Raw genomic sequence first — 21,565 nt, forward strand, 5'->3', positions numbered from 1 at the left:
CACTACTACCGATACCCCCACCAGTTCTCGGGTGGCCAGCGCCAGCGGGTCGGGATCGCGCGGGCGCTCGCGGTCGACCCCGAGTTCATCGTCTGTGACGAGCCGGTGAGCGCGCTCGACGTGAGCGTGCAGGCCCAGATCCTGAACCTCCTCGAGGACCTCCAGGAGGAGTTCGGCCTCACCTTCCTCTTCATCGCCCACGACCTCTCGGTCGTCCGGCACATCTGCGACCGGATCGCGGTGATGTACCTCGGCGAGGTCGTCGAGGTGGCCGAGACGGCCGACCTCTTCGACGACCCGAAGCACCCCTACACCAGAGCGCTGCTCTCGTCGATCCCCGAACCAGACCCGACGACCGATACCGACCGGACGGTGCTCGAAGGCGACGTCCCGAGCCCGATCACCCCGCCCTCGGGCTGTCGGTTCCACACCCGGTGTCCGTCCGTGATCCCGCCCGACGACCTCGATATCGCCCAGGAGACCTACCGCGAGGTGATGGACTACCGCCAGCGCGTCGCGGACGAGTCGATATCGGTCGCCGACGTCCGGGCGGAGGCGGCGGCGAGCGGGGAGGTCGCGACCGATGGCGGCGTGCCGACGCGGGCGCTCTGGGACGAGCTGTTCGACCACGCGGACGGGCTCGACCCCGACTCGCGGTCGGTCGTCGAAGCGTCCTTCGAGCGCGTGGCCGACGACGACTTCGAGGGGGCGGGCGCCCTCCTCCGCGAGCGTTTCGAGAGCGTCTGCGAGCGCGAACGGCCGACCCTCGGCGATAGCGCCCACCCCGCGGCGTGTCACCTCCACGACGACTGAACCCCCAGACCGGACCTCGACGACACGCAACATTTACCGGTATCCTTATTAGCCCCCTGTCATCAGTAGGCGTATGCCAGACGATAGCGAACGGGATAGACGCTCCTTCCTCAAGATCGCCGGAAGCGCGGCGGCCGCAGCGGCGGTCGCGGGCTGTATGGGTGGCGGCGGGTCCGGCGGCAACGGCTCCGGTGGAAACGGGAGCGGCGGGAACGGGAGCGGCGGTGGCGGTGGAAACAACAGCGGTGGCGGCGGTGGCGGGAGCGGTTCCAACACCCTCGCCTACGCTCGCGGGAGCCACTCCGCGACGCTCGACCCGCAGAACTCCACCAGCGGCGAGGTCGCGAAGGTCACCGAACAGATCTACGACACCCTGATCAACTTCAAACCGGGGAAGTCGACGCTCACCAACGGGCTCGCGACCGACTGGAGCCTCGACGGAACGACCGCGACCCTCACGCTCCGCACGGACGCGGTCTTCGACAACGGCGAGAAATTCACTGCCGACGACTTCGTTGCGACCTACCGGCGCTTTACGGATTCGAGCTATCAGTACTACCCGGGCGACGACTACGTCTCGGGCTACGGGCCGTTCACGCTCGGCAACTGGATCGACGACATCTCGACGAAGGGCAAGAACAAGCTCACGATCGAACTCACCCAGAAGTACGCGCCGTTTCTCCGGAACCTCGCGATGTTCGCGGCGTCGGTGCACTCGAAGAAGGCCATCGAGTCCGAGCGCGACCTCTCGACGAAGCCGGTCGGGACGGGACCGTTCAGCCTCGAGAACCTCGACGACGCGAACGAGGTCATCCGGCTGTCGCCCCACGAGCAGTACTGGGGTGAGGGCCCGAACGTCGACGGCGTGGTCTTCGAGACCATCGGTCAGAACTCGACGCGTGCGCAGTCGCTGGCCGAAGGCGAGGTCGACATCGTCGACGGGTTGGGAGCCCAGTCCTCCCAGCAGCTCCAGTCGGCCGACGCGGCCGAACTCCGCCAGATCGACGGTATCAACGTCGGTTACATGGCGTTCAACATGGCGAGCGTGAAGCCGTTCCAGGACAAGAAGGTCCGCCAGGCGATCAGCTACGCGATCAACACCAAGGCGATCGTCGAGAACATCTACTCGGGCTTCGCGAACCAGGCCTCCCAGCCGCTGCCGCCGAACGTGATGGGGCACAACGGGAGCATCGACCCCTACGCGTACGACACCGAGAAAGCCCAGTCGCTGCTGGAGGAGGCGGGCTACGGCGACGGCTTCAGCTTCGAGCTCTCGACGTTCAAGAACCCACGGGGCTACAACCCCTCGCCGCTGCCGACGGCCCAGACGGTGAAATCGAACCTCTCGGAGGTCGGGATCGAGGTCTCGGTCAACCAGATGTCGTTCGACCCGTTCTTGACCTACACCCAGGAGGGCAAGCACGACGCGTGTTTCCTCGGGTGGTACACCGACAACGCCGACCCGGACAACTTCATGTACGTCCTCCTGGACCCGCAGGTCGAGGAGGACAAGCTCACGCAGGGTCAAGACTGGGTGAGCTTCGACACCGAGGGCTACAACACCTCCAACGTCTCGGGCTGGGCCAACCGGCAGTACATGACGCTCGTTGGCGACGCTCAGTCCACCTACGACACGGCCACCCGGAAGAAGAAGTACAAACAGGCCAGCCAGATCGCCCACGACGAGGCACCGTGGGTCTACCTCGACTACGCGAAGGAGCTTCGCGGGGTCTCGAACCGCGTGAGCAACTACACCCCCGCCGCGATCAGCGGGCCCTACCTCAACCTCGTCACGCTCGATGGGTGAGCCACGCGGTGAACACGCGCTCTACGGGGTGGCCGCCTGATGGTTTCGGTGCGCTTCGTCGTCAAGCGTCTGTTGTTGCTCGTCCCGGTGTTGTTCGGGGTGGCAACGGTGGTCTTCGCCATCCTCCAGCTCTCGCCGGGCAACCCCGCGCGGGTGATCGCGGGCCAGCGCGCCTCGCAGGCGTTCGTCAATCAGGTCGAACAGCAGCTCGGGCTCAACGACCCGATCTGGGTGCAGTACGGCCGCTTCCTCGCCGACGTCGCCCAGTTCGACCTCGGCCAGTCGTACACCATCCAGCGCAACACGCCGGTGACGACGATCCTCGCCAACAAGCTCCCGGTGACGATCGAGCTCGCCTTCTACGGCCAGCTCATCGGTATCCTGCTCGGGATCCCGCTCGGGATCGTCAGCGCGGTCAACCAGGACACCATCACCGACCACCTCACGCGGGTGGGCGCGCTCTCCGGGATCAGCATCCCGATCTTCTGGAGCGGCCCGCTCGTCATCCTGGTGTTCTCGCAGGTGCTCGGCTGGCTCCCCACCAGCGGCCGGATCGACTCCCAGGCCTTCTCGATCGAGCCCATCACGGGGTTGATCACCGTGGATACCTTCGTGCAGGGCGTCCAGCAAACGGTCGTGAGCGGCTTCGACCCCGCGAACTTCGCGCCGTTCTTCTCGGCGGTGAACCACATGATCCTGCCGGCGCTCACGATCGGGATCTACTCGATGGCGCTGATCTCGCGGATGATGCGGTCGTCGATGCTCGAAGTCATCAGGCAGGACTACATGCGAACCGCCCGCGCGAAGGGCCAGGGCGCGAAGATCACGATCATGAAACACGGGCTCCGGAACGCGTTGATCCCCGTGATCACCGTGATCGGGATCCAGTTCGGCTCGCTGCTCGGCGGCGCGGTGCTCACCGAGACGGTGTTCGGGATCGGCGGCATCGGCACCCTCCTGGTGCAGGCGATCGAGGTCGGCGACTATCCCGTGGTGCAGGGGACGGTGCTGGTGTTCGCGTTCCTCTTCACGCTCGTGAACCTCGGCGTCGACATCACCTACTCCGTGCTCGACCCGAGGATCCAGCAATGACCGCAGCGACCGAAACGGGGGGGACGCGATGAGCACCGAATCCGAGATGGGTGCCACCCGGTCGCGGGGGCTCTTCGACCGCCTTCGGGCGTCGCCGTTCCTCTCGGACCTCCTCTCGAACCGGCTGGCGCTCGCGGGGCTCACGATCATCGTCGTGATGGTTGCGGTCGCGCTCTACGCCAAGCTGTTCGTCGACCTCGAAGCCATCTCGCTCACCCAGTTCGGGCAGAACCCGCCGCGTCAGGCACCCGGCTGGTGGGTCCAGATCTTCGGAAACCCGAGTGCGACCCTCCAGCCCGTCGGTTTCCTGGACTACCCGTTCGGCACCGACGGCCAGGCTCGCGACATCTTCCCGCGCGTGCTCTACGGCGCGTGGTACGCCATGCTCTACGGCACGATCACGGTTGGGATCTCGACGGTCGCCGGCGTGGGACTCGGGATCGTCGCGGCCTACTTCGGCGACGTCACCGACAACGTCGTGATGCGGACGATGGACGTCCTGCTCGCGTTTCCGTCGCTCCTGCTCGCGCTCGCGCTGGTGGCGATCTTCCCCGACGACCTCGGGCTCTGGCGGGCGGTCGCGGCGCTCACGCTCGTCTACACCCCGCGGTTCGCCCGCGTGATCCGCGGGGCGGCGCTTGCGGTGCTCGAAGACGAGTACGTCGACGGCACCGAGTCGCTCGGCGCGACGAGCCCCCGGATCATCGTCCGGCACATCCTGCCGAACTGTCTCGCGCCCATCACCGTCCAGAGCACCCTCAACTTCGGGCTGGCGATCATCGACCTCGCCGCGCTCTCCTTCCTCGGGTTCGGCGCGGCCACCGGCACGCCCTCGTGGGGCCTGATGCTCTCGAACGGCGTGGACCAGGGATTGCTCACCGGCCAGTGGTGGTGGTCGTTCTTCCCCGGGCTCCTGCTCGCGCTCACGGTGCTCGGGTTCAACCTGCTGGGTGACGGGATGCGCGACGCGCTCGACCCCCGGATGCGCGAGGCCATCGACTGAGGGATGAGCCACCAGGACTGGCTCCTCGTTCGAACCCGCCTTTTCGGTACCGCCGCGGCGGCCGGCGTCGTCGCCGGCGGCCTCGCCGTGCTCGGGCTCACGGTCGTCAGACCCCTCGACTTCGCCAGCACACAGACGTTCGCGGTCGGCGCGCTCGTGCTCGGTTTCGGCGTGCTCGGCTGGTCGGGGTCGGTGCTCGCGGGTCGCGGGGTCGAATCGCTTCAGGCGTACCTCGACGCCGACACCGACTGGACCGAGGCCGACTCCCGGCGTGCGATGACACGGGTCTCGGGGTTCGGTGTGGGCGTGATGGTCGGCGTCGTCGTGACGACGGTCGCCATCGGGTGAGCGGGATGGCCGCCCCGACGAACCGTTATCCGGTGGACGTTCCTCCCTCGATCGATGAGCCATCCGATCCTCCTCGGGGCCGGTGTGGTATCGGTCGCCGTCGGTCTGGTATTACTCGTCTCGGCTCTCACCGACTGAGACGAACGTTCTCGCCGCCCGCCTCGCCGAACCGCTCCCCGTCCTCGTCCCGTTCGTAGACCATCTCCCCCCGAACCATCGTCCATCTCGGGAAGACGCCGTTCCAGCCCTCGAACGGGGTCCAGCCGGCCTTCGAGCGAAGTTCCTCGCCACGGATCTCGCGCGGCGAGCCGGGGTCGACCAGCACGAGGTCGGCGTCCCGGCCCGCCTCGACCCGTCCCTTCCGCGGGAGGTCGAAGACGGCGGCGGGGTTCGTGGCCGTGAGGTCGCGGACGCGTTCGTAGTCCAGCCGTCCCTGCCGCGCTTCCTCCAGTAGGAGCGCCAGCGCGGTCTCGACGCCTGGCACGCCGCTCGGGGCGTCCCAGATGCCCGCGTCCTTCTCGGCGCGGGTGTGGGGCGCGTGGTCGGTCGCGATCACGTCGACCGTTCCATCCCGAACGCGGTCGTAGACCGCGGCCCGGCGCTCCTCGCTCCGCAGTGGGGGATTCATCCGGCCGAAGGTCCCCAGGTCGTCGAGGTCGTCGCGCGAGAGCAGGAGGTGGTGGGGCGTGACCTCGCAGGTCATCCCGGCCTCGTTCGCGGCATCGACGCCCTCGGGCGTGCTGGTGTGGGCGATGTGTACTCCCGACCCGACCTCCCGACCGACGGCACACGCGCGCTCGACGGCGATGGCCTCGGCCTCGGCCGTTCGGTAGGCGCTCCAGGCGTCGGCGTCGTCGCGCTCCTTCGCACTCCCGTCGAACACGGTCGCGTCCTCGGCGTGAACGGTCACGGGAACGTCGTGGTCGGCGGCCTCGCGGACGGCCGTCGCGAAGAGGTCGGCGTCGATACCCATCTCGCCCGTCGAATCCGCGAGGAACACCTCGCCGAGCGCGAACACCGGCCGGGCAAACAGTTCGTCGGGCTTCCAGTCGGCCGTGACACCGGCGTTGAGCCCGAAGTCCACGAGCGAGTCGGCCGCGCGCTCGGCCTTCGAATCGAAGGCGTTCCCCGTGACCGTCGGCGGCTCCGTGTTCGGCTGGTCGACGACCGTGGTGACCCCGCCCGCCGCCGCCGACCGGCTTCCCGTAGCCCAGGTCTCCTTTTCGGGATATCCCGGCTCCCGAAAGTGGACGTGGGTGTCGATCATCCCCGGGAGGAGGAGGTCGCCGTCGGCATCGAGGACGCGCTCGTCGGCGTGCGTGTCGAGCCCGCCCTCGACGGCGGCGATCCGCTCGCCGTCGACGCGGACGTCGCACCGGCGGCCGTCGGCGAGCCGCGCGTTCGTGATGAGCATACCGCAGCCACCGCGTCCGCGGGCCTAAGCCTCCCGGTCGTCGGCCGCTTCGTCGTCGCCCTCGGCGAGCGCCGCTTCGACTGCCCGTGTGACGATTTCGGGGTCGCTCTCCCCGCCCGCCCGCTCGACGCTGCCCACCGATTCCGGGTCGAACGGGACGTCGAGCGCGGCGTAGACCGGTTCGAGCACCGCCGCTACCTCCTTCGCGTCGCGGGTGAGGACGATACCCGCGACGAGCGCGGCCTCGCCGGTGACGCGCTGGGCGAGGCCCGCGACCTTTCCGTTCGCCTGGAGCGAGTGCGATCCCGGACAGAACGAGTCGGGTGGTTCGCCGGGGCGGGCGTCGACCCCGAGGCGCTCGAAGGCGACCCGGAGGTCGGCCGTCGCGCGGTCGTAGCGTTCGGTGATCCCCCCATCGACGGGTTCGGCGCGTGCGAAGGCCACCGTGGTCCCGGTGTAGGCCACCGCCCGGCCGCCGACGGAGCGCTCGACGACCGGGAAGTCGTGGTCCGCGGCGGCGCGTTTCGCGTCCTCGTAGCCGTCCTCTCGTGTGTCGCGCCGGCCGAACGCGACCTGACGGTGGGGTGTCCAGACTCGGACCGCCGGCTCGCCGGTCCGCTCGGTGCGCTCGAACAGCTCCCGGGTTCGGGCCCTGTCGGCGTCGATGTCCTCGGCCCGCCCCTCGACGACTCGCATGGTTCCTCCAGGGGCGGGAGGGCTAAACGCCCGCGGGTCCTCCCGTCGTCGATGGCGGTGCCCCTTCCAGCCGAGGTCCTCTCGCAGTACGCGCGCTTCTCGCTCTACAACTCGCCGTACACCGCCCACGACCGCGGGCACGCGGTCGACCTCTATCCCAATACGGGGCTCGGTCCCGCCGAGGGGTCCTCGTCCGCACCGTCACCCGTCGCGGGCGAGGTGCTCGAAACCCGGACCGTGCGCGCACCGCCGAAACCCTACGCGCCCGACCACGACCATCTGATCCTGGTCGACACCGGCGCGCACGTCGCCCGGATCCTCCACGTCGAGCCGGGGGTCGACCCCGGGGACACGATCGAGGTCGGCGACCCGCTCGGGAGCCTCGTCCGCGCGGGCTTCTTCGCGCCGTGGGTCGACAACCACGTCCACCTCGAACTCCGGGACCCCGGCGAGAACCCCTACCGCGCGAGCGGGTCGCTGGCGCTCGAACCCGAAATCGAGGTCGAGGCGCTCGACTGGGACGGCTCGGCTCGGGTGGTCGAGACGGGCGAGACCTACGCGGTCCTCGACGCGCCCGCCCACCCCGCGCCGGGCGAGCGGTTCGTCGGCATCGCGAGCGACGAGGGACGGGTGCTCGACGGCGGGCTCGTCCACTACGCGGGCGGCGGCGCGCTCGGGGAACGCGACGGACCGGTTTCGTTGTTCGGCCAGCGAGTCGGAACCACCGAGGGCCGAAACGTGACGTGGGACCCGCTCGAAATCCTCACCAACGACGAGCCGATCACCGGGCTCTCGCTGTGCTGTGCTCGCGACCCCGCCTTTGGCGCGAAACTCGTCTGTCCCGGCCACGCGTTCGCCGTCGGCGACCGTATCGAGGTCGACCTCCGGCCCACGGACGACCCGATCCGGCTTGGGTGACACCACTGCGGTGCGTTCCGTTTGTGGTGCGGAGGCGGTTCGGATGCTGTGGCGCGCGCTCGCGGTCGTGGGTGAACGGAGGTGAACCCACGACCGCGGACATTGTGCGAGGGATGAGCACCGGAGCGAGTGAAACGAGCGAGGAGCGCAGTCGGTTGGGGAGGTTCGTGGCTGTCGCGGGGCGGGGCGGTTTGCGGTTCTCACTTGTGTCGGGTGAGTGCGGTTCAATTGCCGTCAATCGTGCTGTTCACCGCGTGCCAATCGAATGCACCGGCTCACCCTCACTCTCGATGCTCGGCTTTCGCTCGCTGATACACCTCGTCGTTCGCCACTCGCTCCCACCAGACCTCGTAGACCAGCGCGGCCTCGCGTTTGTCGTGGTCGACCCACTTCTCGGGATCGCGCTCCGTCCCGTCTTCATATTTCTGCCCACCCGGATACCGCGCGTAGCGCATCGCTCGGGTGTACCCCATCTGCAAATATTTCCGCGCCATGTCCATCCCCGGAAAATCACTGTCCTCGCGGTACTCCCGATACTTCGCGTCGATGGCCGTCCCGGCCTCGTCGGCGGTTTCGCGGTCGGCATAGCCCCACAGGTCGAGGAGTTCGCTCTTGTAGGGTTCGACCTTGAACACGCCCTCCTCGCCGCGGCCGACCTCGTACTCCTCGGGGTGTTCGCGAAAGTCGGTATCGTATTCGGGGCCGTCGGTCATACCCACGCTTGGTACCGGCCACGCCTCACGGTGTCGCTTGCGGTCATCGGTGGCTACAAACCGCTCGCCGGCGACGAGTGGACATGAGCGACGCCGACGTTCCCGACGGGATGACGGAGCTCCTCCAGCGGTTCATCGACGACCACGGCTACCTCTCGTGGCTCGGGACGACCGTGGAGTCGATGACCCACGACACGCTCGTGCTGTCGGTCCCCTTCGACGAGAAGCTCTCGAACTCACGGCCGGGCGACGGCGACGACCCGGCCCAGGTCCACGGCGGCATCGCCGCGACCCTCATCGACACCGCGGGCGGGATCGCGCTCCGACCCCACCTCGACGACCCGCTCAACGGCGGCGTGGCGACCATCAACCTCAACGTCAACTACCTCCGGCCCGCCGGCGGCGACCTCACCGCGACCGCGGCGGTCGTCAGAGCCGGGTCGAGCGTCGGCGTCTCCACCGTCACCGTCGAGAGCGAGGCCCCCGATGGCGAGTCCAAACCCGTGGCGACGGGCCAGGGTGCCTACCGGCTGTTCCGGTCGTAGACCGCAAACCCAGTGGTCATCGACGCGACGCCCCGTCGGTCAGACGAACTCGACGTCGGCGCGTTCCGTGACTTCCCCGAACAGCCAGTCGGCGTGGTCCAGCGCGTACTCGTGGTGGGCGTCCTCGATGGCCCCGATGGCGTCCGAAACGAGAACGGGTCTGAAATCCCGCAGTCCGGCGCTGCCCGCGGTGTGGAGCACGCAGACGTTCGCGAGCGTCCCACAGATCACTAGGTCGTCGACCCCGCGCGCTCGTAGCCACCCCTCCAGTTCGGTGTCGTGGAAGGCGTCGTAGGTGTGTTTCTCGACGACGTGGTCGGCTTCGCCATCGAGTTCGTCGACGACTTCGGCTTCCCACGACCCCTCGACGACGTGCTCGCCCCAGCGCTCGAACTCGTCGTAGTAGTGGTTCCCCGCGAACTGCTCCGGCGGATGGACGTCGCGCGTGAACACCGTCTTCGCACCCGCCGCCCGGGCATCCGCGACGAGGTCGGCGATCGGATCGATCACGTCCTCGCTGGCGGGGGCGGAGAGGCTCCCGTCCGGGTGACAGAACCCGTTTTGCATATCCACGACGACGACGGCGGTCCGGTCGGGGTCGAACTCCATGGTTCCACTACCCACGATGCGGGCAAAGGTCTTTTCGCGCCGGTGAGGGGTGCTCCCCGTCGGTCGCCGCAGTCGGACGTTTTTTGCCCGCCGGTCACATCGCTATCGTATGCGAGCCGTCGCCGTTCTCCCCGTGGTCGCGCTGGTGGTTCTCGCCGGCTGCAGCGTCCCGTTCCTCGGTAGCGGTCCCAACGCCTCCGCTCCCACCTCGGGTTCGAGCGGGATGACGGAGGGGGACGGAACGACGGGCGGAGCGGCCGAGGGGAACACGGGCGGTCCTAACGGCAACACGGGCGCAGCCAGTGCGGGCACGATCCCCCCGGACCCCGCGAACGACGCGCTCGGGTGGGAGGGTGGCTACTGGTACAACGAATCGATAGCGGTCACGACCGACGACGGCTACAACGCGAGCGAGCGCGCCGCGCTCGTCAACGTCACGATGGCGCGGGTCGAGCGGATCAGAGGGCTCGAATTCACGCAGTCGGTGCCGGTGGAGGTCATCTCCCGTGCCGACTACAGCCGGTCGACCGGCGATGGCGGTGGTCGTTCGGCGGCCTTCCGGACGTTCGACAACGCGAAGTTCGAGGGGCTGTTCCTGGTCGGCGAGGACCGCAACTCGCTCGCGGTCCAGCAGTCGAACCGCGGCCAGAACGTCCTCGGCTACTACAGCCCGGCGAACGACTCGATCGTCGTGGTCTCGCCGACGGCCACCCCCGACATCGACCCCTCGACGCTGGCCCACGAGCTGACCCACGCGCTCCAAGACCAGCAGTTCAACCTCTCGTCGTCGAACCCCGCGACCCGGGACGCCTACAACGCCCGGAACGGGCTGATCGAGGGCGACGCCAACTACATCGAGGACCAGTACGACGCGGCCTGTGAGGCCGAGTGGCAGTGTACCCAGGCCGCGGCCGGGAGCGCCGGCACCGCCACCAGCGGGGGCGGCGACAGCACCAGTAGCCTCGACCTGGGGGTCTACATCCTCTCGTACTTCCCGTACGCCGACGGGCCCGCGTTCGTGAGCTACCTCCGTTCGCACGGCGGCTGGGAACGCGTGAACGCGGCCTACGACGACCTCCCGGCGAGCGCCGAGCAGGTGATCCACCCCGCGAAGTACGGCACCGACCCTCCCACCAACCTCACGGTCACGAACAGCACCTCCAACGGCTGGGAGCGGGTGCGTCCGCCGGGCCGGCCCGACTACGCCGTGCTCGGTCAGTCGGCGCTCGCGGCGACCTTCGGCGCGACGCTCTACGACGACTACAACGACTCCTCGGTCGTCGCGCCGGGGACGTTCCTCAACCTCGAAGCCGGGAGCGTCAACACCAGCGACCCGTTCAACTACGGGTTCAACTACACCAACGGCTGGGATGGCGACCGGATGGCGGTCTATCGGAAGGGTAACGAGACGGGCTACGTCTGGACGCTCGCGTGGGATTCGCCCGCCGAGGCCCGCGAGTTCGTCGACGGCTACCACGACCTCCTCTCACACTGGGGCGGCGAACCGGAATCGGGAAGCGGGGACGTCTGGGTGGTCCGTGACGACAGCCCCTACAGCGACGCCTTCCGGGTCACGCGGGACGGAGACACCGTCACCATCGTCAACGCGCCCGAGACCGGGGACCTGAACGACGTCCACGCCGCCGGGTAACGAACGCTTTTCCACCTCCCCCGAGGAGTTCGTGCATGTCCGACGCCGAGTTCGACATCGTCCCGCCCGCCGCCATCCGCGAGGGCCGCGCCACCGACGCCTACTTCGAACGGACCGTCGAGACGCTCGACCACGTCGGCGAGAACCCGACGGTGGTCGCCGAAGTCACCGCCGACCAGTTTCCGACCGGCGAGTTCGAGGTCTTCGCCGGCATCGAGGACGCCGCCCGCCTCCTCTCGGACCTGGCCATCGACGTCGACGCCCTCCGTGAGGGCCAACTGTTCGACGGCGGACCGGTGCTTCGGGTCGAGGGGCCGTACCTCGAGTTCGCTCGGCTCGAAACCTCGCTCTTGGGGTTTCTCTCGCACCCCTCCGGAATGGCGACGAGCGCGCTTCGGGCGCGGCTGGCGGCCCCCGACTCCTCGCTGTTGAGCTTCGGCGCGCGCCACGTTCACCCCTCGATCGCGGCGGTCGTCGAGCGGAGCGCCCTCGTGGCGGGCTTCGACGGCTTCTCGCACGTGGCGGCGGGCGACATCCTGGAGCGCGAGGCCAGCGGCACGATGCCCCACGCGCTCGTGATCTGTTTCGGGAAGGGGAACCAGGAGGACGCGTGGGTCGCCTTCGACGAGGCCGCACCCGAGTCCGTCCCCCGGATCGCGCTGTGTGACACCTACACCGACGAGGTCGACGAGACCCTCCGGGCGGCCGACGCGCTCGGCGAGGACCTCGACAGCGTCCGGATCGACACCACGGGCTCGCGCCGCGGGGACTTCCGACACATCCTGCGCGAGGTGCGCTGGGCGCTCGACGTCCGGGGCCGCGAGGACGTCGGCCTCTTCGCCAGCGGCGGTCTCGACCCCGAGACGCTCCGCGACCTCCGGGACGTCGCGGACGGGTTCGGCGTCGGGAGTTACGTCTCGAACGCCGACCCCGTCGATTTCGCGCTCGATATCGTCGAGATCGACGGCGAACCCGTCTCGAAACGCGGGAAGCTCTCGGGGAGAAAGCAGGTCTATCGGACGCCCGACGGCGGCCACCACGTCGCGCTCGCCGACCACGACGCCGAGGGCGAGCCGCTGTTGGAACCGCTGGTCCGCGACGGCGAGGTCGTCCGGGAGTTCGACCTCGACGCGGCGGCCGAACGAGCGAGAGAGGACGCCGAGCGCGTGGGATTCGGGACGGACTAACTGTTCACGGTCGCTCCACCGACACGGTTTCTTTCGGAATCGATAGCAATCCATAAGAAGCGGATCCGCGTGCCCGTTCCATGGTCCGGAACGTGTTTTTCGACCCCGACCGCTTCTTCCGGGAGCGCGACGAGCTCACGCTGCTGCAGCCGCTTCTGGTTCTGATCCTTGCGGGGCTCGCGTCGGTCTTCTCGACGCTGGTGCTGTTGATCTCCATACCGGGCAGTGGAATGGGTACTGGTCCCTTCGTCGTCCTCAGTATCCTGCTGAATGCACCGATCTCGTTCGGATGGCTACTCCTCCAATGTGGCCTCTACACTGGCACGTTCCACCTCCTCTCGTCCGTACTTGGTGGAAACGGCTCGCTCGACACCACGTTCAAGGTCACGGCGTGGGGTTTCGTCCCGGTCGTCTTCGTGGGTCTTCTCGATCCCGTCATGCGATACCTCGCCTACGGCGGCGGCAACGGTGTCGCGACCTTCGCCTTCCTTAGCGGGGTCAGAGCGAGCACCTCAGGCCACTCGATGCTCCTGCTGAACGCTTTCGGACTCGTGTTCACGCTCTGGCAGGCGGTCATCTGGCTGTTCGGGGTCCGGCGAACCCATCATCTCCCGTTGCGCCGGGCGGTTGTGGTCGTCGGAATTCCGGTCGCGGTGGCACTGTTCTTGAGCGTCGGCAGTGCGGTGGTTTCCATGACGAACGTGTTCTGAGATTCCGACCTCATAGGATTCTAGATGGATGACTGTGGCTCTATCTCCCGGCTGGTATCCCAACCGGCGGAACGGCTGGATGGAGGATTCCGTCCACGATTAGAACGACAAGGAGGAGCAGCACGACGAGCCAGTTGATACGGGACCTCGAAATCCGGCGCACCCCGGCGAATCCGAGTACCGAAGCGACGAGCACGACGACCCCGGCGACGGCTATCGTCATGCGCTGTCCGCCGTTGCCGACGACCATCGCCAGCACGGCGAGGAACCCACCGAGTATTCGGAGAGTCACCAGCACGAGGTCAGTTCCTTTATCGCCCACCGCGCCCGGTTCGGAGCGTTCTGTTATCAATTAATTGTCCGCTCTGGTCCCTCGGGGCCGGCGGCCGACGTCCGAACGGTTTTACTCGCCCGCCGAGAACCACCAACTGGCAGAGAGAGCTCGGCCACCGCGGCGGGCCGGCGCGGACTCGTCGCGCCGGCCCGCACGCGAGGAACGTCCCCCCACCGCCGGGCGGGCGACCGGGGCGACCCCGGGGCGGGAGACCGTCGGCTCTGGAACAGCAACGAGACCCCTCCACCCGACCGATGAGGTGCGGGAGGGACATCCCTCCTGCTCGCGAACCCCGCGCAGAAGGCAGCCGCCGAGAAAGCAACGGGGAGTTGACCAACCGAGGATCGTGCGGCGACCGACGCCGCCGACGGTGGAGAACGGATGGAACGGCGAATCCTCGCCGGTGCAAGTCCGCGCCACGCGGCACGCGCCGCACGGTAGCCCGGCAGGGGCGCGGACGCATAGCCGAATGCCGGGACGAACAGAAGGGGGCGTACTCCTCTCAGCCACTCACGTCGCGAGTGACGGCCACGAACCGGCGATCTTTGTCCCGTTTTGCGACGCGCGCTCTCGGGAGAACGACCGTTTCGAGCCCCCAGTCGCCGCCATCCGTCGGATACCGCCGACCGCCGACGAAACGCATAGCTGCAGGGCTCACCGACGACACCCGCATTATCCGTGTCCGGGGCCTATCGGACACCAGCGCGGCACGCCGGCCGCGGTCGCCGGTTCACCTGAGTGATTCACCAAATGGCTACCACCGGATCAACAGTCGACGTCGAACAGTTCCTGAAGAACCTCACCGCGTTGCGGTACCGCGAGGTCACGATGACAGTAGCGACCCTCGCCGTGCTCGCGGGTGCGGTCGTGTTCTTCCCCGGGATCGAGAACGTCACCCAGGGCATCCAGGCGGACGTCTCGCCCGTACTCCTCGTGCTCTTTCTCGGCGTCGCGGTCCTCGCGGGTGCGATCAAGGGGATGCTCGGGTTCGGTTACGCGCTGGTCGCGACCCCGATCTTCGCGAGCGTGGTCGACCCGACGCTCGCCGTGGTGGTGCTCGCGATCCCGCCGTGGATGATCAACGTCTTCCAGGTGGGTGAGACCGACACCGGCCTCGACTTCGTCCGCGAGGAGTGGGTGCTGATGGCGCTCGCGGTCGCCGGCGCGGTCGTCGGCGTGGTCGCCCTCAGCACCTACAGCGCCGGCCCGATCGTGCCGTTCGTCATCGCGCTGGTCATCCTCGGCTACGCGCTCTTCGAGATCTTCGGCGGGTTCCTCACGGTCGAGGAGGCCCACCACCCGGTCGGGCTCGGGACCGCCGGCGCGCTGGAGGGCTTTCTGCTCGCGGTCTCGAACCTCGGGCCGCTCCTGCCGGCGTACTACCACACCTTCGAGCGCGACACCGAACGCTACATCGGCGGGCTTTCGATGGTGCTCGGGGCGATCTTCACGGTCCGGATCCTCGTGATGGTGGCCGACGGGCTCATGACGCCCTACCGGCTCTGGCTCGGCTGTGCGATCGCGGTCGTCACCATCGTCGGCCTCCTCCTCGGCACCTACCTCCGACGGCTGGAGGTCGACGAGACCAAGTTCAACTGGTTCGTGGTCGCGCTGCTCGTGGTGATCGCGCTCAACATCCTCCGGAAGACGGTACCGGCGCTCTTCCTCTGATTCAGGGCCGGAGATAAGCGTAACCGGCTTCCTGAAGGCGAGCGAGTTCGCCAACGCCCGATGGGACCACCTCGACGCCGTCGATGAGGTCGTCCTCCCCGACCTCGGTCCCGGCGAAGGTGTTCCGACACTGCTTGAAGACGACGCCTCGTTCTTGGAGGGTTTCGACCGCCTCGCGCTGTGACGAGTCCGCGACGAGCAACCGGAGCCCGCCGCTGTTGGCGACCAGTGCGACCGCGTCCGTTTCGACCGTGGAGTCGTCGAGGAGGTTCGCGACGTTGTTCGTGACGCGTGCGTGGAGCTCGGGATCGTCGTTCGAGTGATGGAAGACGACGTTCACGACGGGGACGACGACCGCTATCGGTTCAAACCGTTCGATGCTGCGAGGGACGGATCCGGTGACGGACGGACCCGATGACAGGGACGGACCTGCTGATAGGGACGGACGACACGACTGCGACCGCACCCACAGCACCCGCCTACCCCGCACCTAGAAACCCGGGCACTTGCCTGCCCCGCACCCGGCCACACGGCCTGCACACCACAGTACTCACGTCTCGCAACCCCCGCGCCGTCGGTCGAATTCTTCCCCGAATCCTCCGTGGAAACGGCTGACACGGGTCGTCGAGAACGCACGAACCAGTCGCTCTTCGGCCCGTTTCTCCAGACGAAACCAAGGGGTTCGGCGTGCGTCGAGACCGACTACTTCGTGCGGAACGCGCGGTCGCCGGCGTCGCCCAGCCCGGGTACGATGAAGCCGTTCTCGTCGAGGTGGTCGTCGATGCTCACCGTCAGGAGGTCGGCCTCGGGGTAGGCTTCCCCCACTCGGAGGAGGCCGGGCGGCGCGCTGACCGCCGAGAGCACGATGAGGCGCTCGGGGTCGGCGTCGGAGAGGACGTGGTCGAGCACCGTACACATCGTCGAACCGGTGGCGAGCATCGGGTCGGCGACGATCACGGTGTCCTTCTCGGTGATCTCGGGGAGCTTGGTGTAGTCGATGGTGATCGGGAACTCGCCCTCGTCGTTCATTCCTGCACTTTCGTCGCGGCCAGCACTGATGACGCCCTGTTTCGCCCGCGGGAACGCCTTCAGCAGGCCCTCGACGAACGGCGTCGCCGCCCGGAGGACGTTGATGATCACGACGTCGTCGAGCCCTTTCACCCGCTCGCCGGTGGTCTCCTCCAGCGGCGTGGTGATCGAGACGTACTCGGTCTCCATCGCGCCGTCGATGACCTCGTAGCCACAGATACGACCGAGTTTCACGAGCCCCTTCCGAAAGGCGACCTGTTCGGTTTCGACGCTTCGGAGGCGCGAGAGCGTGTCGCGCGCGAGCGCGTGCGTGATGAGCGAGGCGGAGTCGCGTTCGACGATGGGCATGAATTGATGCGCCATCCGAGCGCGTATAAGTTCACCCGTCCGGCGCGCCTTCGGGATGGGTTACCGGAGCACCGCGAGGTAGGTCACGAGCGCGAGCAGGAGGGTGGCGAAACCGACGGTGAGCCACGAGAAGGCGAGGCTGCCGACGAGCGAGAGCCCCCGGACTACGAGGGTCGAAAAGACCGCCGAGAGCACGAGGTCGATCGCGATGAGTACTCGAATGTCGCCGTCGGTGGCCATCGTTCGGGTTCGTGACCCCGCGGACTTAGCTCTGTTCCGCTCCTGTCGATACTCGGCGACACGGACGTCCGGACCGATCCTGCCCGTCCTCGAAAATCGGCTGCAGTTCCGTCTCATGCCCCGGTGACGAGCGCCAACAGCCAATAGAGACCGAAGCCGACGACGCCGGCCCCGACGAGCGAGACGAGCCACGCGACGACGGTGAAGCCGATCTTCCGCATCGAGGTGCCCGCCGACCCCGCCGCGAGGCCGCTCCCGATCACGCTCGAGATGATGATGTTGTTGAACGAGATCGGGATCCCGAGCGCGATGGCGACCTGGGCGATGATGAACCCCGGGATCAGCGCGGCGATCGATCGCCGGACGCCGAGCTGTGAGTACTCTCGGGCGACCGCTTGGAGCAGTCGCGGCGACCCCATCCACGCCCCGAGCAGGATGCCGACCGCACCGAGGCCGAGCAGCAGGACCGCGGGCGTCCCCATCGAGTCGAACAGCGGTTCGATCGGACCCGTCGCGAGCCCGACCTGGCTCCCGCCGCTCGAGAACGCCACGACCGCCCCGAGACCGATCAGAAAGCCCCGGATGCCGGCGTCGACGGAGGCCTGCATTCGACGACGGAGGGCGAGGAAGACGACCGCGCCGAACACGAGGCTCACGACCACGCTGACGACGTCGTAGCCCCCGACGAGCTCCGGGCCGCTCCCCACACGCCGCGAGACGAACCCCGCGAGGGTGCCCTGGCCTTCGGGACCCGGGAAGACCGCCAGCCGGACGTTGGCGAGGATCGCCCCGACGAGGCCCGCGAGCGCCGGGACGCCGACCTCCTCGGGGATGTCGTCCCGTCGGAGGAGGGTCGCGGTGCCGTAGGCGATCGTAGCCGAGACGAACGGCACCGCGATCCAGAACGACGCCAGCCGCGTGTAGGTGTCGAACGCCGGGGCACCGCCGAGGCTCAGCCCCGCCCCGACGACCGCGCCGGTGGTGGCGAACGCCGCCGGGATCGGATAGCCCGTCCTCACCCCGACCGCGATGAACGCCGCCGCCGTCAACAGCGCCGCGGCGGCCGCGAGCGGCGTGATCGAGACGCCGTCGATGAGGTCCTGGCCGACCGTTTGCGAGATGCTGCCACCCTGGGCGACCGCGCCGAGCGCCGCGAACACGCCGATGAAGAAGGCCGCGCGCATCGTCGGGAGCGCGTTCGCCCCCACCGCCGGCGCGAACGGCGGCGAGTTCGAGGACGCGCCGAGCGCCCACGCCATCCCGAAGCTCGCGAGCACCGCCACCCCGACCACGACCAGCGACGTCGAACTCTGTAATACTATGCCGACGGTCATCCCGGGCTCCCGCGCCGTGCGCGTCCCGTATCGCCCGGCGGGTCACGTTTCGCACCGACGACCGGTCGTCGAAATATCATGTACTACTCGGTACACCCGAGAGCGAAAACCCTTGTCGGTCGGCTGAACGGTGTCCACGAACGCAAAAAGCCTATGAGCGCGAGACCGAAGATAGGACCATGAGCCGAACGGATTCGGTCGCCACGCCCGACCTCGAGTTCGGCCCCGACGGGCTCCTCACGGTGGTCGCTCAGGACGCCGAGACACGCGAGGTCCTGATGGTGGCCCACGCCTCCGCGGACGCGATCGAGCGCACCCGCGAGACGGGGCTGGGTCACTACTACTCGCGTTCGCGCGACGAGCTCTGGCAGAAGGGTCAGTCGAGCGGCCACGTCCAGCGTATCGAGGAGGTTCGCGTCGATTGCGACGGCGACGCCGTGCTCTACCTCGTGGACCAGGCGGGCGGGGCGTGCCACACCGGCTTCGAGAGCTGCTTCTATCGCACGCTCGACGGTGAGGTGGTCGGCGAACGCGTCTTCGACCCCGACGCCGTCTATGAGTGAGACGACCCACCGCGACCCGACGGCGACCCTAGCGACCGCCCACGAGGCGTACGACGCGGCCGTCGAACGGGTCGCCGACCACGGCGAGGCCGACCTCCGGGCGGTCGCCGACGCCTACGACCGCGCGACGACGTTGCTCGACAAGTACGAGGACCGCGCCACGGGGACCGGCGACTTCGAGGGGTTCATCGAGTTCCGGGAGTCGTTCGACTCGCTCGTCGACGGTCTCGACGACGACCTCCCGCGCCGCGGGGCGTTCGAGACCGCGAACGAACGTTTCGACAAGCGACGGCTCTCGACGAGCGACTTCGCCGCCGCCCGTGACGCGCTCGCGCCGGTCGAGGAGCTCGTGGGCGTGCTCGACGACCGCGACGCCGAACGCGAGCGCTACCGCGAGGCGCGACGGCGGGTGGCGAACCGACGCGAGGAGGTCGAACGTAAGGTCGCGGACCTCGAACGGCTCTCCGACCTCGCCGCGGTCGACCTCGACGCGCCGACCAGCGACCTCCGCGAGCCGATCGAGGCCTACAACGAGCGCGTTCGCGAGGCCTTCGACGCGTTTCGACACGAAGCGAGCGCCCGCCAGCTACTCGAATTCGTCGGCACGACCCGTCACTACCCGCTGGTGTCGTTCCAGCCGCCCCCGACCGACCTCCGGCGCTACGTCGAATCGAGCCCCGTCGGGGCCGAACCGCTCGCCACCCTCGTCGAGTACGCTGACTACTCGGCCTCGAAGCTCGACCACTACGTCGAGAACCCGGACGAGTTCAGACGCCACGTCGTCGTCAACCGGAGCTATCTCGACGGCCTCGACGCCGAGCCGCTCACGGTGTCGTGGCCGCCGCCGACCGCCGGGGTGCTCCGCTACCGGCTCCGCGAACTGGTCGCCGTCGTGGGTCGGTTCGGGCCGGAATCGACGGTCGCACGGCTCCGCTCGCTCCGTGAGACCACCGAAACGGACCGCTACGACCGGCTTCGACGCGCCGCCGTCGCACGCGAGAGCCTCACGCAGGCCGAACGAACCCGACTCGCCGAGGGCACGGTCGAAAGCGACCTGGAGGCCGCCCGCGCCGAACGCGACCGGCTCGACGAGGCGCTCGCGGCGCATCCCGGCCCCTGATTCAACACTTCGTCGTCGCGGTTTCGAGCGCCTCCCGGACGTCCGTCGCGAGGTGTTCGGCCCGGTCGTTCTCGCGCGCCTCGGCGTAGATCCGTATCTTCGGTTCGGTCCCGCTCTCGCGAACCAGCACCCACGCGTCCCCGAAGTTCAGCCGGTAGCCGTCGGTGGCGTCGAGCTCGCCCGGGCTCGCGTCGGCGTACGTCGCCGCCGCGTCGAGCAGGGTCTCGCGCTCCGCGTCGCCGTCGTACTCGACCGCGGTCCGACGGTTGTGGTAGCCGCCGACGTCGGCGATCACCGCGCTCGCGGGGCGCTCGGCGACGAGTTCGAGGAACCGTGCGGCGGTGTACGCGCCGTCGCGCGCCAGCCGGTACTCCGGGAACAGCACGCCGCCGTTGCCCTCGCCCGCGACGGGAACCGAGACGCCCTGGTGCTGGAGGTCGCGGATCCGCGAGACGATCCGGGTGCTCCCGACGGGCGTGAGTTCGAGGCCGGCATCGACGCGGTCGGCGACGTCCACGAGCCGCTGGGAGACCGTCACCGCCGAGACGGTCCTGTCGCCGGGGCTGAGCGCACCCGCCGCGAGCGCCGCGAGGCTCGCGTCGCCGGTGATGGCCGCGCCGTGTTCGTCGACGAACACCGCACGGTCGGCGTCGCCGTCGTGGGCGACCCCGACGTCGGCGTCCGTGGCGCGTACCAGCCGTTTCAGGTCCCCGAGGCTGTCGGGGACCGGTTCGGGGTCCCGACCCGGAAACGACCCGTCGGGCTGGGCGTTGACGGTGACGACCCGACAGCCGAGTTCGCGGAAGATCCCCGGGCTCGTGAGCGCGCCCGCCCCGTGGCCGGGGTCGAGCGCCACCGTCAGGTCCGCCGCCGCGATCCGCTCGCGTGCCACGGCATCCACGACCGAGTCGACGTAGCGCCGCCGCGCGCCCTCGACCTGTCGCGAGTCGCCGGTCTCGTTCCACGGGGCGCGGTCGAACTCCTCGGCCGCCAGTACGTCCTCGACGCGTTCGAGGCGCTCGATCGGGAACTCGACCCCGTCGGGGCCGACGAGCTTGATCCCGTTGTCCGTCGGCGGGTTGTGCGAGGCGGTGATCACCACCGCCGGCACCCCCTCCGCCTCGGCGTAACACTGGACGGCGGGGGTGGGCAACGCGCCCAACCGGTCGACGTCACAGCCGACGCTCACCAGCCCGCTCGCGACCGCGTCCGCGAGCATCGGCCCGCTCGCGCGTGTGTCCCGACCGAGCGCCACCCGTCCCCCGCCGACGACCGTGCCGACCGCCATCGCGACTCGAAGGCTGAACTCCGGCGTCACCTCCTCGTTCGCGGTCCCTCGAATCCCGCTCGACCCGAACAGTCTCATTCGAGTGGGGGTGTGAAGCCGACCACCAAATTCCTTCCGCCCCACCTTTTTACT

At 68.6% G+C, this 21,565-nt stretch carries 23 protein-coding genes and 1 other RNA gene; 14 read left to right on the forward strand and 10 right to left on the reverse strand.

Annotated elements, in window-relative coordinates; all coding sequences use genetic code 11:
- The 5 genes from C447_RS18735 to C447_RS04510 all read left to right on the forward strand — a co-directional run.
- Nucleotides 1-813 (forward strand): oligopeptide/dipeptide ABC transporter ATP-binding protein (locus C447_RS18735; protein ID WP_007691338.1); only part of this gene is annotated, 813 nt, incomplete at its 5' end.
- 73 nt (nucleotides 814-886) lie between these two features.
- The gene (locus C447_RS04495; RefSeq protein ID WP_007691339.1) at nucleotides 887-2,620 is read left to right on the forward strand and encodes an ABC transporter substrate-binding protein; all 1,734 of its coding nucleotides are present in this window, start codon (nucleotides 887-889) and stop codon (nucleotides 2,618-2,620) included.
- A 39-nt stretch (nucleotides 2,621-2,659) separates the two neighbouring features.
- Nucleotides 2,660-3,712 (forward strand): ABC transporter permease, encoded by a 1,053-nt coding sequence (locus C447_RS04500; protein WP_007691340.1) that lies wholly within the window; start codon nucleotides 2,660-2,662, stop codon nucleotides 3,710-3,712.
- A 28-nt stretch (nucleotides 3,713-3,740) separates the two neighbouring features.
- On the forward strand, nucleotides 3,741-4,715 hold the full coding sequence (locus tag C447_RS04505) for an ABC transporter permease (protein ID WP_007691341.1): 975 nt from the start codon (nucleotides 3,741-3,743) through the stop codon (nucleotides 4,713-4,715).
- Between the two features lie 3 nt (nucleotides 4,716-4,718).
- Entirely contained in the window at nucleotides 4,719-5,063 is a 345-nt protein-coding gene (locus tag C447_RS04510) for a DUF7268 family protein (RefSeq protein ID WP_007691342.1), read from the forward strand.
- A gap of 127 nt (nucleotides 5,064-5,190) precedes the next feature.
- On the opposite strand, the gene C447_RS04515 is transcribed toward C447_RS04510, so the two are convergent.
- Both C447_RS04515 and C447_RS04520 read right to left on the reverse strand, forming a co-directional pair.
- A complete protein-coding gene (locus tag C447_RS04515; RefSeq protein ID WP_007691343.1) occupies nucleotides 5,191-6,477 on the reverse strand; it encodes a dihydroorotase in 1,287 nt (428 codons plus the stop codon).
- A gap of 24 nt (nucleotides 6,478-6,501) precedes the next feature.
- Nucleotides 6,502-7,173: a lipoate--protein ligase family protein gene (locus C447_RS04520; RefSeq protein ID WP_007691345.1), complete on the reverse strand. Its 672-nt coding sequence runs from the start codon at nucleotides 7,171-7,173 to the stop codon at nucleotides 6,502-6,504.
- Between the two features lie 51 nt (nucleotides 7,174-7,224).
- Between C447_RS04520 and C447_RS04525 the strand changes: the two genes are divergently transcribed.
- Nucleotides 7,225-8,091, forward strand: coding sequence for a hypothetical protein (locus C447_RS04525; RefSeq protein WP_007691346.1), 867 nt, complete (start codon nucleotides 7,225-7,227; stop codon nucleotides 8,089-8,091).
- Nucleotides 8,092-8,372: 281 nt separating this feature from the next.
- On the opposite strand, the gene C447_RS04530 is transcribed toward C447_RS04525, so the two are convergent.
- Entirely contained in the window at nucleotides 8,373-8,804 is a 432-nt protein-coding gene (locus C447_RS04530) for a DUF4385 family protein (RefSeq protein ID WP_007691347.1), read from the reverse strand.
- Nucleotides 8,805-8,887: 83 nt separating this feature from the next.
- Between C447_RS04530 and C447_RS04535 the strand changes: the two genes are divergently transcribed.
- Nucleotides 8,888-9,349, forward strand: a complete 462-nt coding sequence (locus C447_RS04535; protein ID WP_007691348.1) for a PaaI family thioesterase — start codon at nucleotides 8,888-8,890, stop codon at nucleotides 9,347-9,349.
- A 39-nt stretch (nucleotides 9,350-9,388) separates the two neighbouring features.
- On the opposite strand, the gene C447_RS04540 is transcribed toward C447_RS04535, so the two are convergent.
- A complete protein-coding gene (locus C447_RS04540) occupies nucleotides 9,389-9,958 on the reverse strand; it encodes a cysteine hydrolase family protein (RefSeq protein ID WP_007691349.1) in 570 nt (189 codons plus the stop codon).
- A 109-nt stretch (nucleotides 9,959-10,067) separates the two neighbouring features.
- On the opposite strand from C447_RS04540, the gene C447_RS04545 reads away from it, so the two are divergent.
- From C447_RS04545 to C447_RS04555, 3 genes are all read left to right on the forward strand, one after another.
- The gene (locus C447_RS04545; RefSeq protein ID WP_007691357.1) at nucleotides 10,068-11,609 is read left to right on the forward strand and encodes an Hvo_1808 family surface protein; all 1,542 of its coding nucleotides are present in this window, start codon (nucleotides 10,068-10,070) and stop codon (nucleotides 11,607-11,609) included.
- A 35-nt stretch (nucleotides 11,610-11,644) separates the two neighbouring features.
- Entirely contained in the window at nucleotides 11,645-12,796 is a 1,152-nt protein-coding gene (locus C447_RS04550; RefSeq protein WP_007691359.1) for a nicotinate phosphoribosyltransferase, read from the forward strand.
- Between the two features lie 80 nt (nucleotides 12,797-12,876).
- Nucleotides 12,877-13,506, forward strand: a complete 630-nt coding sequence (locus C447_RS04555) for a Yip1 family protein (protein ID WP_007691361.1) — start codon at nucleotides 12,877-12,879, stop codon at nucleotides 13,504-13,506.
- A gap of 40 nt (nucleotides 13,507-13,546) precedes the next feature.
- On the opposite strand, the gene C447_RS04560 is transcribed toward C447_RS04555, so the two are convergent.
- On the reverse strand, nucleotides 13,547-13,828 hold the full coding sequence (locus C447_RS04560) for a hypothetical protein (RefSeq protein WP_007691363.1): 282 nt from the start codon (nucleotides 13,826-13,828) through the stop codon (nucleotides 13,547-13,549).
- A gap of 108 nt (nucleotides 13,829-13,936) precedes the next feature.
- Here C447_RS04560 and rnpB point away from each other — a divergent pair.
- An RNA gene (rnpB, locus tag C447_RS04765) (RNase P RNA component) lies at nucleotides 13,937-14,348 on the forward strand.
- Between the two features lie 242 nt (nucleotides 14,349-14,590).
- Complete coding sequence (locus C447_RS04565) at nucleotides 14,591-15,511, forward strand: TSUP family transporter (protein WP_007691365.1); 921 nt, start codon at nucleotides 14,591-14,593, stop codon at nucleotides 15,509-15,511.
- 1 nt (nucleotide 15,512) lies between these two features.
- Here C447_RS04565 and C447_RS04570 read toward each other — a convergent pair whose 3' ends face one another.
- From C447_RS04570 to C447_RS04585, 4 genes are all read right to left on the reverse strand, one after another.
- Nucleotides 15,513-15,851, reverse strand: coding sequence for a DsrE family protein (locus C447_RS04570; RefSeq protein ID WP_007691366.1), 339 nt, complete (start codon nucleotides 15,849-15,851; stop codon nucleotides 15,513-15,515).
- 362 nt (nucleotides 15,852-16,213) lie between these two features.
- Entirely contained in the window at nucleotides 16,214-16,888 is a 675-nt protein-coding gene (gene upp / locus C447_RS04575) for a uracil phosphoribosyltransferase (RefSeq protein WP_007691367.1), read from the reverse strand.
- Nucleotides 16,889-16,948: 60 nt separating this feature from the next.
- The gene (locus C447_RS04580; RefSeq protein WP_007691368.1) at nucleotides 16,949-17,128 is read right to left on the reverse strand and encodes a hypothetical protein; all 180 of its coding nucleotides are present in this window, start codon (nucleotides 17,126-17,128) and stop codon (nucleotides 16,949-16,951) included.
- Nucleotides 17,129-17,241: 113 nt separating this feature from the next.
- The gene (locus C447_RS04585) at nucleotides 17,242-18,462 is read right to left on the reverse strand and encodes an inorganic phosphate transporter (RefSeq protein ID WP_044956123.1); all 1,221 of its coding nucleotides are present in this window, start codon (nucleotides 18,460-18,462) and stop codon (nucleotides 17,242-17,244) included.
- 179 nt (nucleotides 18,463-18,641) lie between these two features.
- On the opposite strand from C447_RS04585, the gene hisI reads away from it, so the two are divergent.
- Nucleotides 18,642-19,025: a phosphoribosyl-AMP cyclohydrolase gene (gene hisI / locus C447_RS04590; RefSeq protein WP_007691373.1), complete on the forward strand. Its 384-nt coding sequence runs from the start codon at nucleotides 18,642-18,644 to the stop codon at nucleotides 19,023-19,025.
- Nucleotides 19,018-20,145: a DUF7118 family protein gene (locus tag C447_RS04595; RefSeq protein WP_007691375.1), complete on the forward strand. Its 1,128-nt coding sequence runs from the start codon at nucleotides 19,018-19,020 to the stop codon at nucleotides 20,143-20,145. The genes hisI and C447_RS04595 overlap by 8 nt, the downstream gene beginning before the upstream one ends.
- Before the next feature lies 1 nt (nucleotide 20,146).
- On the opposite strand, the gene glmM is transcribed toward C447_RS04595, so the two are convergent.
- Nucleotides 20,147-21,511 carry a phosphoglucosamine mutase gene (gene glmM, locus C447_RS04600; protein ID WP_007691377.1) on the reverse strand — a complete coding sequence of 455 codons (1,365 nt, stop codon included), beginning with the start codon at nucleotides 21,509-21,511 and terminating at the stop codon, nucleotides 20,147-20,149.
- Nucleotides 21,512-21,565: the final 54 nt, after the last annotated feature.

This window comes from Halococcus hamelinensis 100A6 (genome assembly GCF_000336675.1).
Taxonomy (GTDB): Archaea; Halobacteriota; Halobacteria; order Halobacteriales; family Halococcaceae; genus Halococcus; species Halococcus hamelinensis.